This window comes from Catenulispora sp. EB89, from assembly GCF_041261445.1.
In the GTDB taxonomy this organism is placed as follows: Bacteria; Actinomycetota; Actinomycetes; order Streptomycetales; family Catenulisporaceae; genus Catenulispora.
This window is the reverse complement of sequence record NZ_JBGCCU010000025.1, coordinates 1-16,030: the sequence shown is the minus strand read 5'-3', so window position 1 is coordinate 16,030 and position 16,030 is coordinate 1. Positions and strand designations below refer to the sequence as shown.

The following is a 16,030-nucleotide window of genomic DNA, read 5'->3' as shown; positions in this document are numbered from 1 at the left end:
GATCGGCCTCGCCAAGCCGCCGCCCGGCACCTACCCCCGCCCCAAAGCCCCGTCCCCCGCCCCCAACTCGAACCACACGATCTTCCCGTTCCCCGTGGTCCGCGTCCCCCAGCGCGTGGCCAGCTGGTTCACCAGCTGCAGCCCCCGCCCGCCCTCGTCCGTCTCCTGCGCGCGCCGCACCTGCGGGACCACGTCCAGCGCGTCGCCGACCTCCACCAGCAGCCGGTCCGTCTTCAGCATGTCCAGCGACACCGGCGACCGGCCGTACCGCTGGGCGTTCGTCACCAGCTCGCTGACCAGCAGCTCCGCCGTGTCCGTCAGGCCGCTCATGCCCCACTCCGCCAGCCGCTCGCGGACCTTGCGGCGCGCGTCCGAGACCGCCGAGGGGTGAGCGTCGAGCTGCCAGTGCGCCTTGCTTTCCGGGGGGATCGACTGGACCTGTGCCAGCAGCAGGGTCGCGTCGTCGGACGTGTCGCCCGTGATGCCCAGGACGTCCGTCACCGCGTCGCAGCATTCTTCCAATGAGTCCGGGGGGCAGTTCGCCAGCAGTGCCGCCATCACGCCGATCCCCTCGTCGATGTCGCGTCCCTTGTCCTCGACCATCCCGTCCGTGTAGAACGCCAGGCGGGAGCGGTCGGGGATGTCGAACTCCTTCGTCTCGAACACCCAGCTCCGGTACGCGCCGCCGCCCACGCCCAGCGGCGGCGACGGCGGGACGTCCAGTCCGCCGACCGTCCCGTCCGGTGCCAGCAGCAAGGGCGGCGGGTGGCCGGCGCGCGAGACCGCGAGCTTGCCGGTCGCCGGGTCGTAGACCGCGTAGATGCACGTCGCCAGGTGGTTCTCCGACAGCGACGCCCCCAGCTCGTCGAGCTGGTGCAGCACCTGCGCCGGGGACAGGTCCAGGCCGGCCAGCGTCCGCGCCGCGGTGCGGAACTGGCCCATGATCCCGGCCGCCCGCACCCCGACCCCCATCACGTCCCCGACCACCAGCGCCACCCGCGCCCCGGACAGCTGGATCACGTCGAACCAGTCCCCGCCGACCTCCGCGCCCACCGACCCCGGCAGGTACCGGTACGCCACCTGTACCCCCGGCAGGCTCGGTATCCGCTGCGGAAGCAGCGCCCGCTGCAGCATCAGCGCCGTGGTCCGCTCCCGGTAGTACAGCCGGCCGTTGTCGATCGACACCGCGGCCCGCGTCGTGATCTCCTCGGCGACCTCGATGTCCTCCGGCTCGAACGGCGGGCTGTCCGGGTGCCGGTGGAAGTGCACCACCCCGAGCAGCGCCTCCCGCGCCCACAGCGGCACCAGGATCGAGTCGCCGCCGGTCGGCTGCCACAGCAGCGTCCCGTCCACCGCCCGGATCGGCTCCTTCGCGACCGCGCTGATGCCCGCCGACGAGTGCCACGCCGCGCCGCCGAGCATCCGGTCGCTGATGTCCGGATCGGTCGACCACGCGCTGAAGCCCTCGGCCCGCACCGGATCCGGCACCGCCCCGCCCCCCTCGTGCACCAGCACCCGGCGCCGCCGCACCGGAGCCAGCCACACCGGCCCGACCGGCCCGATCCGCTCGTCGAAGACCTCTTCCTTGATCTCGATCACGATCGCGTCCGCGAAGTCCGGCACCGCGACGTCGGCCAGCTCCCGCGCCGTCCGCTCGACGTCCAGCGCCGTCCCCATCCGCGACCCGGCCTTGTTCACCAGCGCCAGCCGCCGCCGCGCGCCGGCCGCCGCGGCCGCCGCCCGATGCCGGTCGGTGACGTCCAGGATCAGCCCGGACAGCCCGATGACCTCGCCGTCCGGGCCGTGCAGCCGGTTGTAGCTGACCGACCAGACCCGCTCCTCGTCGGAGGCCGGAGTGAACCCGCCGTACTGCTCGTCCACCACCGGGACCCCGGTCCGCAGCACCTCGTCGGGGATCTCCTCCAGCCTCGGATCAAGTCCGGGCAGCACCTCGCGGACCCGCTTGCCGATGTGGTCGGAGACCGGCAGCCCGTTGATCTCCTCCAGCGCCCGGTTCAGCCGGACGTACCGCCCCTGCTCGTCGTAGACCACGATCCCGACCGGGAACTGCTCGAACAGCGAGTCCAGCACGGCCCGGTCCCGCGTGAACCGGATCAGGTCCTCGGCGGAGTTGGCGTACCCGAACACCACCACGTGCCCGTCGCCGTCCCGCAGCCCCATGAGATGCGCGTCGACCGGCACGCTCGCCCCGCTCGGCGTGACCGCGTCCAGCGCCCCGCGCGCGTCGTCGCCGGACCGCACCGCCGCGACCATCCGGTCGGCCGCCGCCCGGTCCGCGGGCCGGAACATCGCGTGGAACGGCTTGCCGATCATCTCCGTACGCTGCCATCCCAGCAGTTCCTCGGCGTTGAGCCGGAACTCGCGGATGGTCCCCTCGCCGTCGAGCATGAAGGTCGCCGAGCGTACCCGCTCGATCACCCCGGCCATCCGCCCCAGCTGCCGCTGCGCGTCGCCCTCGGAGCCCTGCCCGAACACGGACGTGGTCATGGCCCAGCCCCGGCCGCGCCACCCGGGATTGTCCTGCCGCTCCCGGTGGGGCTGCTGCTCTGGCGGCGTGTCGGGCATCGGGCGGCTTCGATTCTGTGGTGTCTGAGAATCAGTGCGGTCGCCGAACCCCGTGTTGCGGATCCGGGTCTTCCGTGATCCTTCCCGGAATGCCGCACTCTCAAGCAGTTGATCTGACTTTCACACTATGAGAGCAGTCACAACGGCCAGTAGGTTTCACCAGGCCATATACCCCAATTGCGCAACGATCGGCACGTCCGGAGCCAGCCAGTCCAGGTCCAGCAGCTCGCCGCGCGAAACCCACGCCAAAAGGTCGTGGTCCTCCAGCGGCAACGGCTCCGGCTGACCGGGCCGCATGCGGGCCAGGAACACGCGCAGCGTGAACCGGTCGTCGATCCGCGCGTCCTCCCCGACCCGCGCGCCGACCGTCACCTCGACCCCCAGCTCCTCGCGGCACTCGCGCACGACCGCGTCGACGTCGCGCTCCCCCGCCTCGACCTTCCCGCCGGGGAACTCCCACTTCCCGGCCAGATGGGCCGGCGCCGACCGGCGGGCGCACAGCACGGCTTCGTCATCACTCCGGACGATGGCCGCGCCGACGACGATGACAGGTGTCCCAGTGGTCATTCCAGCGAGTCTAGGACACCGGCGGGCCCCGATGATCACACTCCGTCACCGCCCGCCGACGCCCTCTTGGCAACGGGACGACAATGGGGACATGCGTATTCTCTCGCAAGAGGAGATCTCACCCCTGCTGGCGGACCACCCCGAGTGGACCGGCGGCGCGGAGCATCTCACGCGCGTGTTCACCGCCGCCGACTTCGCCGCGGCCATCGCGGTGGTGAACAAGGTGGCGGCCATCGCCGAGGACATGAACCACCACCCGGACATCGACCTGCGGTGGGCGACGCTGCGGTTCCGCGTCTCGACGCACTCCGCCGGCGGGGTCACCCACCTGGACCTGGAGTTGGCCCGGCGGATCGAGACGGTGCTGGCCGCGGAGACCGCCTGAGAGCGGCCCACCGAACCGAAAGGCCTGGTCTGGCGAGCTGAGCGACGCCGCCCGAGCCGCACGAGGCGCCCGAGCCCCGCCCAGCGAGTCCGGCGAGTCCGGTCCGTCCGGCCCGTCCGGTCCGTCCAGCCCGTCCGGCAAGTCCAGCCGGCCCGGCCGCCCGACCGGACTACCCGAAGATCGCGTGCGTGACCCACCAGACCAGCGCCGCGCACAGCCCGGCGGCCGGCAGCGTGAACAGCCACGCGCCGAGGATGTTCCGCGCCACGCCCCAGCGGACCGCGCTGCGCCGCTTCGTCGCGCCGACGCCCATGATCGAGCCGGTGATGATCTGCGTGGTGGACACCGGCGCGTTCCACACGAACGCGGTGAAATACAGCACCCCCGAGGCGACCGTCTCGGCGGCGAAGCCGCGCGGCGGGTCCAGCTCGATGATCTTGCGGCCCAGTGTGCGCATGATGCGCCAGCCGCCGGCGTACGTGCCCAGCGAGATCGCGCAGGCGCTGGACAGCAGCACCCAGTTCGGAACGCCCGACTTGCTGGTCGCGTGCCCGCCGGCGATCAGCGCCATCATGATCACGCCGATGGTCTTCTGCGCGTCCTGGATGCCGTGGCCCAGCGCCATCGCGGCGGCCGAGATGGTCTGCGAGATCCGGAAGCCGCGCGTCACCCGCCCCGGGTGCGCGCGCCGGAACGCCCACAGGATCCCCACCATCAGGAAGAACGCCAGGACGAATCCCACGAGCGGGGACGTCACCATCGGCAGGATGACCTTCTCCCAGACGCCCTTCCACTCGACCGTGATGCCGGCCGCCAGGCCGGCCCCGATCATCCCGCCGATCAGCGCGTGCGAGGACGACGAGGGCAGCCCGAAGTACCAGGTCGCCACGTTCCACACGATCGCCCCGACGAGCAGCGAGAACACGATCCACAGCCCGGCGTCGCCGCCGGGGGTCTTGATGATCCCCTTGGTGATCGTCGAGGCCACACCGCCGCCGAGCCGCAGCCCGATGTACGAGCCCAGCAGGTTCATCACCGCGGCCATCAGCAACGCGGCCCGCGGGGTCAGCGCCCGGGTGGACACCGAGGTGGCGATCGCGTTGGCCGAGTCGTGGAACCCGTTGGTGTAACTGAACCCCAGGGCGACGGCCACCACCGTGACCAGGCCGATCCAGTGCACCGGTCAGGACTCCTTGACGACGATGGACTCGACCGTGTTCGCGACGTGCTCGAACGCGTCCGCCGCCCCCTCTAAGGAGTCGACGACCTCCTTGAGCTTCATCACCGTCAGCGCGTCGTACTCCCCGGAGAACAGGTGGGCCAGCAGCTTGCGGTAGGACTGGTCGCCGGCGTTCTCCAACCGGTTGACCTCGATCCAGTACTCGGACAGGTCCTTCATCCCGCGCAGCTTGCGCATCGCCTCCGCGGTCAGCTCCGCGGCCCGCACCAGCGTGTCCACCTGGTCGGCCACCCCGGACGGCAGCGTCTGGATGCCGTAGAGGTTGACCAGGTCGACGGCCTCTTCCATCTCGTCCATGACGTCGTCCAGGGTGGAGGCCAGCGCGTAGATGTCCTCCCGGTCGAACGGGGTGATGAACGAGGAGTTCAGGGTGTTGTAGATCTTGTGCGTGGTCTCGTCGCAGGCGTGCTCGGCGGCCCGCATCCGCTCGGCGATCTTGTTCCGCTCGGCACCCGCCCCCGGTCCGGTCGCCCCGAGCAGTTCGGTGAGGATGCCGGCCCCGATGACGAGGTGGTCAGCCTGCTCGGCGAACAGGTCGTAGAAGCTGGTCTCCCTGGGGGTCAGACGCAGTTTCACTGGAAGTCTCCAGGTTTTCGGTTGCCGTTAATCCGGGCAGGGGCTGATTGTTCTGGCTTGTTCGCCGTAAGGATGCTAGGTGCTCAACCTACCGAGCGCACAACCGAGCCTCTGTTGTCACGGCCGTGAGCGGGGCCGTGTCCCTGGGCCGGGGCGATCTCCGGGCCCGCAGATGTGATTTTCGCCATCTCCGCCGATGGCGCGAGCGGGGTTCGCCATGGGGACGCGGCCCGGTGGCTGCTCAGGATGCTGAGGTGCGGTGGTTTGCCCTGGGATCCGCCGAGATCCGCCGAGATCCGCTGGGTTGCCCAGGTTTACCCAGGCTTGCAGCGGGATTCCGACGGCGGAACGTCCGGGCCCTCGACGGGGCCCCGGGCCGGCGTCGGGCTAGTTCCGATCCCGCTTCTGATCCGTCGGCATCAGCCCGAGCGCGCGGTCGATGACCGCCCAGTCCAGCCGCTTGTCGCTGCTCGGATGCTCGGCGACGACCTGCAGCAGGTCGCCGTACAGCCGGATCTCGTCGAGCGCGGGGCCGTCGTACACCGAGGGCAGCGCGCCGTAGCGGCCGTACGCCGAACCAGAATCCTGCTGGTAGAGCGTCATGGCTGATCACCGCCCGTCATCGCGACCCCTTGGTCCCCGACGGTCGAGCCTATTGGGTGCCGAGGCCTGCGGATATGGCCCAACAGGACTATTTGTGTGAGCGAGTGGGGCTAGTCGGATGGGCCGACGGGGTGGTGGCGCGGTGTCCGGGGGTGCTCTCCGCCGGGGCCGGAGTAGTCGGGGACGTGGTCGCGGGCGTGGTGGCCGGCGTGGTCTTCGGCGCGGCGACGGTCACCGGCGTGCCGAAGCCGTACAGCTCCGTGGCCGAGGTCACCTGCGCGACCGGCTTGGTCGGCCCGCCCTCCAGGAACGAGAACGTGGCGACGAAGCGGCGCAGGCGGCCCTGCGCGTCCAGGTACGCGTCGAACGGCACCTTGGTGGTCGTGAACGCGTGCGCCGCGTTGGTCAGCGCCTGCTTGTCGGCGACGGCGTCGGCGGCCTCGGCGGCCGCGCCCTTGGCGGAGGCCGGGCCGGTCAGCGCGGACGCGGCCTGCGCCAGGTCCAGCGTGCCCTGGTAGTGCACCACCGGAACGCCCCGGACGACTTCCTGGCCGACCTCGCGCACACCGGGCTGCACGCCGCCGAGCATCGCGAAGATCAGCGCGGGATCGGTCACGCCGCCGGAGATCACGTCGCCGTCGGGGACCTCGGCGGTGGCGGTCCGGCTCCAGGCCGAGGCGGGGACCGCGGCGGCGGTCGCGGTCGCGGCGGTGGCGCTGCGGCGGACGTACACCGTGGCCGGCGTCAGCACCTCGTCCAGGGCACCGGTCGGCACGGTGAGGCCGACCGAGCCGACCTGCTTGGTGAAGTCGAACAGGCCCGCGCCGTGCATGGTCAGCGTCTGCGGCGCGACGGCCGGGGTCTTGCCCTGCGCCGGGACCGCCGGATTGGCGACGGTGACGACGGTGTCGGTCTGCGCGGTCCCGGCCCCCGCGGTGACGCCGGCGGCGCCGGTGACCGCCGCGACCGGCGTCGCGTGCAGATCGACGGCGTTGGCGGAGCCGCCGGAGCCGAACATGCTCATCGCGCCGGCGGCGACGACGGCCAGTCCGCTGACCGAGGAGACCCCGATGGCGATGCGGCGACGGTTCACGGCTACCCCTGGTGGGTTCGGAAGGCGGCGGGTCTGTCCGCTGCCCAACGAGCCACGCAGAAGGTGGTTACGTGATGACGCGCCGATACCACCGGATCGGACCATCCTGTGCTAAACGCGGGCCGCGTACTCCCGCAGCGCCTCGCCGGTCACTTCGTCGGCCGGGAAGAACGTCTCCAACTGCATGTCCGCGAGGGTCAGGTCGGCCGCCGCACCGAACACCGCCGTGCAGCTGAAGAAGCTCAGCACCTGTCCGTCCCGACGGAAGCGGAACGGCAGCACCACGCCCGCGTACAGATCCGGCTCCGGTTCGGGTTCCGGATGCGGATACGCCACGCACTCCTTCAACAGCGCGGTCAGCTCCGGATCCCCGGACGCCGCCGCCCGCCGGCTCAGCGCACGCAGCAACCGGTCCCGCGCCTCGCCGTGGTTGACCAGGTACGGCGCCAGACCCTCGGGGTGCAACGTGAGCCGCACCGTGTTGCCGCCGTCCGCCAACAGATGCGGAGCCACCAGGTCCGTGAAGATCCCGATGGTCTTGTTCGCCTCGATGATGTTGGAGTGCTGGTCCTGCATCAGCGCCGGATACGGCAGATGCCCGGTGAGGACCACGTCGATCGCCCGCCGCACCGCGGTCATCTCCGGGCTGGCCAGCGGCCGGGCCTTGAACTCCGGGGCGTACCCGGCGGCGACCAGCAGCTTGTTCCGCTCGCGCAGCGGCACTTCCAACTCGTCGGCCAGCCGCAGCACCATGTCCCGGCTGGGCTTGGCCCGACCGGTCTCCATGAAGCTCAGATGCCGCGTCGAGACCCCGCTGGCCGAGGACAGGTCGAGCTGACTGACGTTGCGGGTCCGGCGCCAGGCCCGCAGCATCGCGCCGAAGTCGGCGTCGGCGGCCGGCGGCTGCTTCTTGAGCCGGGTCGCGGTCGGGTCGGTCGGGACGGTGGTCCGGGGCGCGGCGATGGTCGCGGTGCTCATGACCTCACGATACGGAGCCCGGCGCGACTGTTCGACCGGAAAAGGCGGCGGCCGGGCCCGAAGCCCGGCCGCCGCCTGAAAGAGAGTCCTTATATAAGGACACGATGGCGCTCTACATCGCCGCCAGCGACACCCCGATGAAATGCAGCGAGAACGCCGCGATCGTCAGCGTGTGGAACACCTCGTGGAAGCCGAACCAGCGCGGCGAGAAGTCCGGCCGCTTCGTCCCGTAGACCAGTGCGCCGATCGAGTACAGCAGCCCGCCGACGACCATCATGACCACGATCGCCACGCCCCCGGAGTGCAGGAACTGCGGCATGAAGAACACCGCGGCCCAGCCCAGCGCCACGTAGCACGGGGTGTAGATCCAGCGCGGCGCCCCGAGCCAGAAGACCCGGAAGGCGATGCCGGCCAACGCGCCGCCCCAGACCGTGTAGAGCAGTGCGCGCTCGGCGCTTCCGTGCAGCAGCAGCACAGTGAACGGCGTGTAGGTCCCGGCGATGATGAGGAAGATGTTCGCGTGGTCCAGGCGGCGCAGGATCGCCTCGCCGCGCGGGCCCCAGTTGCGGCGGTGGTACAGCGCCGAGGTGCCGAAGAGCATGACGGCGGAGAAGGCGAAGACCGCGGAAGCCGCCCGCGCCCGGCCGTTCTCGGCCAGCGCGATCAGGACGATCCCGGCGGCCAGCGCCAGCGGCGCCGCACACAGATGCAGCCAGCCGCGCAGTTTCGGCTTCATCGGGGCGACGGCGTTCGATACGGCGTTCGTAAGCGGCGGCGTCATGTCACCGACGGTAACCTACGGGACCGTAACTTCGATAGGCCCCGGCGCCGTACACCGGCCGTACGCCGCGAGAACACCGCGCAAACCGCCCGGAACCGGACACGATGGCGAACCGAGTGTGACGAACTAGCCATTGCCGACTATCCACCATGTGGACTGCTCTGGGTACACTCCGAAATACCCTCATACATCGACCGGGGCCGCCGACCAGTGCGGATGGGAAACGACCCCGGTGTCTTAGGAGCGCGCCATGACTGACGTGTCCACAAAAACCGTGCCCGCGGACAGCCCTGCGGCCATACCCGGGCTGGACCACGCGCCGACGGGCCACGCGGCCCTGAAGGCCTGGGTCGCCGAGATCGCGGAACTCACCCGGCCCGACGCCGTCGTGTGGTGCGACGGCTCGCAGGACGAATGGGACCGGCTGACCACCCTCCTGGTCGAGCAGGGCACCTTCACCCGGCTGAACGAGGCCAAGCGCCCGAACAGCTTCTACGCCAAGTCGGACCCGAGCGACGTCGCGCGCGTCGAGGGCCGCACCTTCATCTGCTCCGAGCGCGAAGCGGACGCCGGCCCCACCAACAACTGGATGGCCCCGGCCGAGATGAAGGGCATCCTGGGCGGCCTGTTCGCCGGCGCCATGCGCGGCCGCACGATGTACGTCGTGCCGTTCTCGATGGGCCCGATCGGCTCGCCGCTGTCGGCGATCGGCGTGGAGCTGACCGACTCCCCGTACGTCGTGGTGTCCATGCGCGTGATGACCCGGATGGGTCAGAAGGTGCTGGACGAACTCGGCACGGACGGCGAGTTCGTCAGGGCCGCGCACACCGTCGGCGCCCCGCTGGACGCCGACCAGGCCGACGTGCCGTGGCCGTGCAACCCCACGAAGTACATCACCCACTTCCCCGAGACCCGCGAGATCTGGTCCTACGGGTCGGGCTACGGCGGCAACGCCCTGCTCGGCAAGAAGTGCTACGCGCTGCGCATCGCCTCGGTCATGGCCCGCGACGAGGGCTGGCTGGCCGAGCACATGCTGATCCTGAAGCTGACGCCGCCCGACGGCCAGGCCAAGTACGTCGCCGCCGCGTTCCCGAGCGCCTGCGGCAAGACCAACCTGGCGATGCTCACCCCGACCATCCCGGGGTGGAAGGTCGAGACCGTCGGCGACGACATCGCGTGGATGCGCTTCGGCGAGGACGGCCGGCTGTACGCCATCAACCCGGAGGCCGGCTTCTTCGGCGTCGCCCCGGGCACCGGCCGCGACACCAACTCCAACGCGATCGACACCCTCTACGCGAACTCGGTGTTCACCAACGTCGCGCTGACCGACGACGGCGACGTCTGGTGGGAGGGCCTGACCGAGGACAAGCCGGCGCACCTGACCGACTGGAAGGGCCGCGACTGGACCCCGGACAGCGACGAGCCGGCCGCGCACCCGAACGCCCGGTTCTGCGTGCCGGCCGCGCAGTGCCCGACCATCGCCGACAACTGGGAGGACCCGGCGGGCGTCCCGATCTCGGCGATCCTGTTCGGCGGCCGCCGCGCCACCGCGGTCCCGCTGGTCACCGAGTCGTTCTCCTGGCAGCACGGCGTCTTCCTGGGCGCCAACGTGGCCAGCGAGAAGACCGCGGCCGCCGAGGGCACCGCCGGCGAGCTGCGCCACGACCCGTTCGCGATGCTGCCGTTCTGCGGCTACAACATGGGCGACTACTTCGGCCACTGGCTGCGGATCGGGCAGAAGGCCGAGGCCGACAAGCTGCCGAAGATCTACTACGTGAACTGGTTCCGCAAGGGCGAGGGCGGCCGGTTCCTGTGGCCCGGGTTCGGCGAGAACTCGCGCGTGCTGAAGTGGGTCGTGGACCGCCTGGACAGCACCGCCGAGGGCGTCCGGACCCCGATCGGCGTGCTGCCGACCAAGGACGCGCTGGACCTGGACGGCCTGGAGCTGTCGGAGGCCGACCTGGACGTGCTGCTGAGCGTCGACAAGGACGTCTGGAAGGCCGAGGCGGCGCAGATCCCGGCGCACTTCGACCGCTTCGGCGACCACCTGCCGGCCGAGCTGACCGCCGAGTACGAGGCGCTCGTGTCCCGGCTGGACCGCCTGGAGAGCTGAGACACCGCTCACACCTTGTACCGGCAGGCCCGTTCCCGCTCGCGGGAACGGGCCTGCCGGTCTTCACGAAACCCGCACCCGAAGGTTTGCTGAAGGCCGTGACGAGACGCGCCGGGACTCCGATAACCTCGATGCGTCCACTTCTGACGCCCCCTGTCCCTTAAGAAAGGCGCCGTGCTGTGAGCATGCGTGACGTCGCCTACAGCGTGTACGAACGGCGCCTGGCGGCCCGGCTGCACTCGGACGTCCAGCGCGGCAAGAAGAAGGTGCCGCGGCACATCGGCGTCATCATGGACGGCAACCGGCGCTGGGCCAAGCAGATGGGCGAGCAGATCGCCACCGGCCACCAGCGCGGGGCGGACAAGATCCACGAGGTCCTGGACTGGGCCGAGGAGGCCGGCGTCGAGACGGTCACGCTGTGGCTGTTCTCCACCGACAACTTCAACCGGCCCCCCGAGGAGCTCACCGACCTGCTGCGGATCATCGAGGGTTCGGTGCGCTCGCTGGCCGACACCGGCCGCTGGCGGGTGCACCCGCTGGGCGCGCTGGACCTGCTGCCGGCCGAATTCGCCCGGCACCTGAAGGAGATCGAGGAGCAGACCCGGGACAACCCGGGGATCCAGGTGAACGTCGCCATCGGCTACGGCGGCCGCCAGGAGATCGCCGACGCGGTGCGCTCGCTGCTGGCCGACGCCGCGGCGCGCGGGACGTCCATCGAGGACCTGGTGCAGATGCTCGACGTGGAGCACATCACGGAGCACCTGTACACGCAGGGCCAGCAGGATCCGGACCTGATCATAAGGACGTCCGGGGAACAGCGGCTGAGCGGTTTCATGCTGTGGCAGAGCGCGCACAGCGAGTTCTATTTCTGCGAGGCGTACTGGCCGGCCTTCCGGAAGGTCGACTTCCTGCGGGCTCTGCGCGACTACGCGAACCGCCATCGGCGCTACGGCTCCTGAATCGCACGGAACGAATGCACCCGCACCCGCACCCGGCCTGCGGGAATGGCGGATTCACGTGCTTGCATTCTGTTACGTAGCGTTATCACTACAGGTCAGAACCGTGACAACAAGAAGGACTGCGTTTAGCCCCATCAGGTGACGGGAACTTTCCAGACGTGCCGGTGGAGCAAGGTCGACTCACACAGATGGCTGTGACGGGTCTGCTCCCCGGCATTTGTCGCTTCTGGGGAGACAGACAACTGTGGCAGCTACCCCTCGCCGCCGCGCCTCCAGCAAGGCCCGGCGCCGCACCTACGTCCTCGACACCAGCGTCCTGCTCGCCGACCCGTCGGCGCTGACCAGGTTCGCCGAACACGAGGTCGTCGTCCCGATCGTGGTCGTGACCGAGCTGGAGGCCAAACGGCATCACCCCGAGCTCGGCTACTTCGCCCGCAACGCGTTGCGGATCCTGGACGAGATGCGGGTCGTCCACGGGCGCCTCGACGCCCCGATCCCCGTCGGCGAGACCGGCGGAACCCTCCGTGTGGAGCTCAACCACACCGACCCCGAAGGTCTGCCGCCGGGCTTCCGGCTCGGCGACAACGACTCGCGCATCCTGGCGGTGGCCTGCAACCTCACGGCCGAGGGCCTGGACGTCACGCTGGTCAGCAAGGACCTGCCGATGCGGGTCAAGGCCAGCGCCGTGGGCCTGCCCGCGGAGGAGTACCGCGCGGAGATCGCCCTGGAGGCGGCGTCCGGCTGGACCGGCATGGCCGAGATCGAGGTCGCCGCCGAGTCCGTGAACGAGCTGTTCTCCTCAGGGCTCGTCGACGTCCCGGAGGCCGCGGGACTGCCCTGCCACACCGGACTGGTGTTGCTCTCCGAGCGTGGCAAGGCCCTGGGACGCGTGACGCAGGACAAGAAGGTGCGCCTGGTGCGCGGCGACCGCGACGTCTTCGGGCTGCACGGCCGCTCGGCCGAACAGCGCGTGGCGCTGGATCTGCTGCTGGATCCGGACATCGGCATCGTCTCGCTCGGCGGCCGCGCCGGCACCGGCAAGTCCGCGCTGGCGCTGTGCGCCGGCCTGGAGTCGGTGATGGAGCGGCGGCTGCATCGCAAGGTCGTGGTGTTCCGGCCCTTATACGCCGTGGGCGGCCAGGAGCTGGGATACCTGCCGGGCACCGAGAACGAGAAGATGTCGCCGTGGGGCCAGGCGGTGTTCGACACGCTGTCCGCGCTGACCTCGCAGGCCGTCATCGACGAGGTGGTGGACCGGGGAATGCTCGAAGTGCTCCCGCTCACCCACATCCGCGGCCGGTCACTCCACGATTCCTTTGTGATCGTGGACGAGGCGCAATCGCTTGAACGCAATGTGCTACTGACCGTTCTGTCGCGTATCGGCACCGGTTCCCGTGTCGTTCTCACCCACGATGTGGCGCAGCGTGACAATCTGCGTGTGGGGCGTTACGACGGCATCGTCTCCGTGGTGGAAAAGCTGAAGGGACACCCCCTCTTTGCTCACGTAACTCTCAGCAGAAGCGAAAGGTCCCCCATCGCCGCTCTGGTGACAGAGTTGCTGGAGGAACTGGCGGTTTGAGTGCGTACCCCCCTCGTGCAGGGGATATCACGGAGCGTGTAACGTGACGCAGGACACGCCCGATTGAGTTGAAAAGGGACCAAAGGCCCTGCATCGTCGAATGCGTAAGACCCCGCGTCTGGCAATCGCATTCGACGATCCAGGGCCGAACGGCCGCCGGCGCCGGAAGCGAGAACCGGGAGTTTTCCCGGCTCGACTTTCGCTCTCGACCGCAATGAGTCGCAATGAGTCATTGCATTGTCGCTGTCTGTGAACAGACGGTGAGTCGAGCCGCAGCGGGGTGAACCCACTTCGGAAGGCTCCCTTTGTTCTCCGTGCGGAATTCTGTGTCCGGTATGCGTGTTTCCCGGACGAAGGCCCTCGCCATCACCGGCGCTCTCGCCGTGACCGGCGCGTTCGTGGCGACCGGCGTCGCCGCCCACGCTTCGTCCGTCAACAACGGCAAGGCCGCCACGGCCGACGCCGCTGTCGTCTCCACCATGAAGGCAGACCAGGCCAAGAGCGCCGCTGACATCGTCGCGCAGCGGGCCGCCGCCGCCGACGCCGCCAACCGCAGCGAGCAGCGCGCCGCGCTGCCGGCCGCCGCCCCGGCCGCCGACACCGCCGCCGCCGCTCAGGCCGCCGCCCAGAAGGCGGCCACCGACAAGGCCGCCGCCGCTGCCGCGGCCAAGGCCGCCGCTGACAAGGCCGCGGCGGACGCCGCCGCCAAGGCCGCCGCCGAGAAGGCGTCCGCTGAGAAGGCTGCCGCCGCTCAGGCCGCCGCCGCCCAGGCCGCGCAGGCCCAGGCGCAGGCCGCGGCCGCCGCGAAGGCCAAGGCCGCCGCTGCCGCCGCCACCCCGAGCTACGCCAACAACCTGGACGGCTGGATCAAGCAGGCCGTGTCCATCCTGGACTCGACCGGCACCCCGACCTCCTACAACGCCGTCTACCAGGCCGCGATGCACGAGTCCGCGGGCAACCCGAGCGCGGTCAACGGCTGGGACTCCAACGCCGCCAAGGGCACCCCGTCGATCGGCCTGCTCCAGGTGATCCAGCCGACGTTCAACGCGTACATGCTTTCGGGCCACGGCAACATCTACAACCCGGTGGACAACATCATCGCCGGCGCCCGCTACGCCGCGGCGACCTACGGTTCGCTGGACAACGTCGTCGCGCAGCGTTGCGGCGGCTCCTGCTGGGTCGGCTACTAAGCCGCTCAAACCAGCAAGAATCCGGCGTTGACCGGGCACTGTTCCCAGCAGTGACCGAACCATAACTCAATGTACTGTGATTTTTCCGACCCTCTCCCGGCTTGAGTTCGATCTCAGTTCCGGGAGAGGGTCGATTTTTGGAAGACCCCGCGCTCGGGCTCGCGGGACCAAAGTCCTTCACGGACTTTGATCCACCAGGGGGTGGATGTGGCGGCGATGATGCCGCCTATCCGTTCGCCCATGCGCCGCTCCATGAGGGAGCCGGTCGTCTCTTCCCACACGCCACGGACGAATCCGTGCTGTGCGGAGACGGCTGTCGAAAAGGGGTGAGGCACTGCGGAAGGCAACTCTTGTCCAGCCATACTGGCCCTGAGCACGAGCACAACCCCGAGCACAACCCCACCTCGCAGGACCCGAACACCCTGCAGGACCCGAAATCCGGGATCGCGGGCGCCGCTTCGACAGCGGCGGGCAAGACCGTCTCGTTCATGACCGCCAAGCTCCCCACCAAGACCTCCCGAATAGTCGCGGCAGCCGCCGCCGGCACGATGGTCCTGGCAGGCGCGGGAACCGCGTACGCGGTGCACTCGAACGACGTCTCCACCCACAACAGGCAGGTCGCGGCAGCGCAGTTCGCGGCGGAGCAGAAGGCCGCGTCCGACAAGGCCGCCGCCGACGCCGCCACGAAGGCAGCCGCCGACAAGGCGGCAGCTGAGAAGGCCGCTGCCGACCAGGCCGCCGCAGCCGCGGCGCAGAAGGCGGCAGCCGACAAGGCCGCGGCCGACGCCGCAGCGAAGGCCGCGGCCCAGAAGGCAGCCGCCGACAAGGCGGCCGCCGACCAACGCGCGGCCGCAGCGGCCGCCGCGAACCGCGACGAACAGCGCCAGCAACTGCCGACGAGCACGACGAGCACGCCGTCCGCGCCGACCACCACGCCGACGCAGACGCCGACTCCCAAGCCGACGCCGACGACCCCGAAACCGACGGCGCCGACCGGCTCGTACGGCGACGCGTACGCCATCGCCCAGTCGATGGTGCCCTCCGGCCAGTTCGCGTGCTTCTCGAACATCATCGAGCGCGAGTCCGGCTGGAACGTGCACGCGAGCAACCCCTCGTCCGGCGCGTACGGACTGGGCCAGGCACTGCCGGGCAGCAAGATGGCCTCGGCCGGCTCGGACTGGGAGAACAACCCGACCACCCAGATCAAGTGGGTGCTGTCGTACATGGACTCGCGGTACGGCTCGCCGTGCGGCGCGTGGTCCTTCTGGCAGTCGCACAGCTGGTACTAGGCCGTGTCTGAAAAGTGAGGTGTGAGCGCCTGAGCCGTCACGGCTCGGGCGCCCTGGTGTTGCAGGATGCTGACAAGCAGGTGAGGTCTCT

At 70.0% G+C, this 16,030-nt stretch carries 14 protein-coding genes; 6 read left to right on the top strand and 8 right to left on the bottom strand.

The window, feature by feature from the left end:
- Nucleotides 1–30: 30 nt before the first annotated feature.
- Together ABH920_RS38275 and ABH920_RS38270 are read right to left on the bottom strand one after the other, a co-directional pair.
- Nucleotides 31–2,508: a SpoIIE family protein phosphatase gene (locus tag ABH920_RS38275; RefSeq protein WP_370354187.1), complete on the bottom strand. Its 2,478-nt coding sequence runs from the start codon at nucleotides 2,506–2,508 to the stop codon at nucleotides 31–33.
- A gap of 234 nt (nucleotides 2,509–2,742) precedes the next feature.
- Nucleotides 2,743–3,153 (bottom strand): (deoxy)nucleoside triphosphate pyrophosphohydrolase, encoded by a 411-nt coding sequence (locus tag ABH920_RS38270; protein ID WP_370354186.1) that lies wholly within the window; start codon nucleotides 3,151–3,153, stop codon nucleotides 2,743–2,745.
- 91 nt (nucleotides 3,154–3,244) lie between these two features.
- Between ABH920_RS38270 and ABH920_RS38265 the strand changes: the two genes are divergently transcribed.
- Nucleotides 3,245–3,538, top strand: a complete 294-nt coding sequence (locus ABH920_RS38265) for a 4a-hydroxytetrahydrobiopterin dehydratase (protein WP_370354185.1) — start codon at nucleotides 3,245–3,247, stop codon at nucleotides 3,536–3,538.
- Nucleotides 3,539–3,707: 169 nt separating this feature from the next.
- Here the strand turns inward: ABH920_RS38265 and ABH920_RS38260 are convergent, their stop codons facing one another.
- From ABH920_RS38260 to ABH920_RS38235, 6 genes are all read right to left on the bottom strand, one after another.
- Entirely contained in the window at nucleotides 3,708–4,718 is a 1,011-nt protein-coding gene (locus ABH920_RS38260; RefSeq protein WP_370354184.1) for an anion permease, read from the bottom strand.
- A 3-nt stretch (nucleotides 4,719–4,721) separates the two neighbouring features.
- Nucleotides 4,722–5,354 (bottom strand): DUF47 domain-containing protein, encoded by a 633-nt coding sequence (locus ABH920_RS38255; RefSeq protein WP_370354183.1) that lies wholly within the window; start codon nucleotides 5,352–5,354, stop codon nucleotides 4,722–4,724.
- Nucleotides 5,355–5,741: 387 nt separating this feature from the next.
- Entirely contained in the window at nucleotides 5,742–5,957 is a 216-nt protein-coding gene (locus tag ABH920_RS38250) for a hypothetical protein (RefSeq protein WP_194905727.1), read from the bottom strand.
- An 88-nt stretch (nucleotides 5,958–6,045) separates the two neighbouring features.
- Nucleotides 6,046–7,050 (bottom strand): hypothetical protein, encoded by a 1,005-nt coding sequence (locus ABH920_RS38245; RefSeq protein WP_370354182.1) that lies wholly within the window; start codon nucleotides 7,048–7,050, stop codon nucleotides 6,046–6,048.
- Between the two features lie 111 nt (nucleotides 7,051–7,161).
- Nucleotides 7,162–7,923 (bottom strand): helix-turn-helix domain-containing protein, encoded by a 762-nt coding sequence (locus ABH920_RS38240; RefSeq protein ID WP_370354333.1) that lies wholly within the window; start codon nucleotides 7,921–7,923, stop codon nucleotides 7,162–7,164.
- A 217-nt stretch (nucleotides 7,924–8,140) separates the two neighbouring features.
- The gene (locus ABH920_RS38235) at nucleotides 8,141–8,809 is read right to left on the bottom strand and encodes a hemolysin III family protein (protein WP_370354181.1); all 669 of its coding nucleotides are present in this window, start codon (nucleotides 8,807–8,809) and stop codon (nucleotides 8,141–8,143) included.
- 250 nt (nucleotides 8,810–9,059) lie between these two features.
- Between ABH920_RS38235 and ABH920_RS38230 the strand changes: the two genes are divergently transcribed.
- The 5 genes from ABH920_RS38230 to ABH920_RS38210 all read left to right on the top strand — a co-directional run bounded on the left by ABH920_RS38230 (nucleotide 9,060) and on the right by ABH920_RS38210 (nucleotide 15,939).
- Nucleotides 9,060–10,922: a phosphoenolpyruvate carboxykinase (GTP) gene (locus ABH920_RS38230; RefSeq protein WP_370354180.1), complete on the top strand. Its 1,863-nt coding sequence runs from the start codon at nucleotides 9,060–9,062 to the stop codon at nucleotides 10,920–10,922.
- Between the two features lie 179 nt (nucleotides 10,923–11,101).
- Complete coding sequence (locus tag ABH920_RS38225) at nucleotides 11,102–11,881, top strand: isoprenyl transferase (RefSeq protein ID WP_370354179.1); 780 nt, start codon at nucleotides 11,102–11,104, stop codon at nucleotides 11,879–11,881.
- Nucleotides 11,882–12,125: 244 nt separating this feature from the next.
- Nucleotides 12,126–13,460 carry a PhoH family protein gene (locus ABH920_RS38220; RefSeq protein WP_370354178.1) on the top strand — a complete coding sequence of 445 codons (1,335 nt, stop codon included), beginning with the start codon at nucleotides 12,126–12,128 and terminating at the stop codon, nucleotides 13,458–13,460.
- A gap of 335 nt (nucleotides 13,461–13,795) precedes the next feature.
- Complete coding sequence (locus ABH920_RS38215; RefSeq protein ID WP_370354177.1) at nucleotides 13,796–14,650, top strand: transglycosylase SLT domain-containing protein; 855 nt, start codon at nucleotides 13,796–13,798, stop codon at nucleotides 14,648–14,650.
- 350 nt (nucleotides 14,651–15,000) lie between these two features.
- On the top strand, nucleotides 15,001–15,939 hold the full coding sequence (locus ABH920_RS38210; protein ID WP_370354176.1) for a lytic transglycosylase domain-containing protein: 939 nt from the start codon (nucleotides 15,001–15,003) through the stop codon (nucleotides 15,937–15,939).
- Nucleotides 15,940–16,030 lie beyond the last annotated feature (91 nt).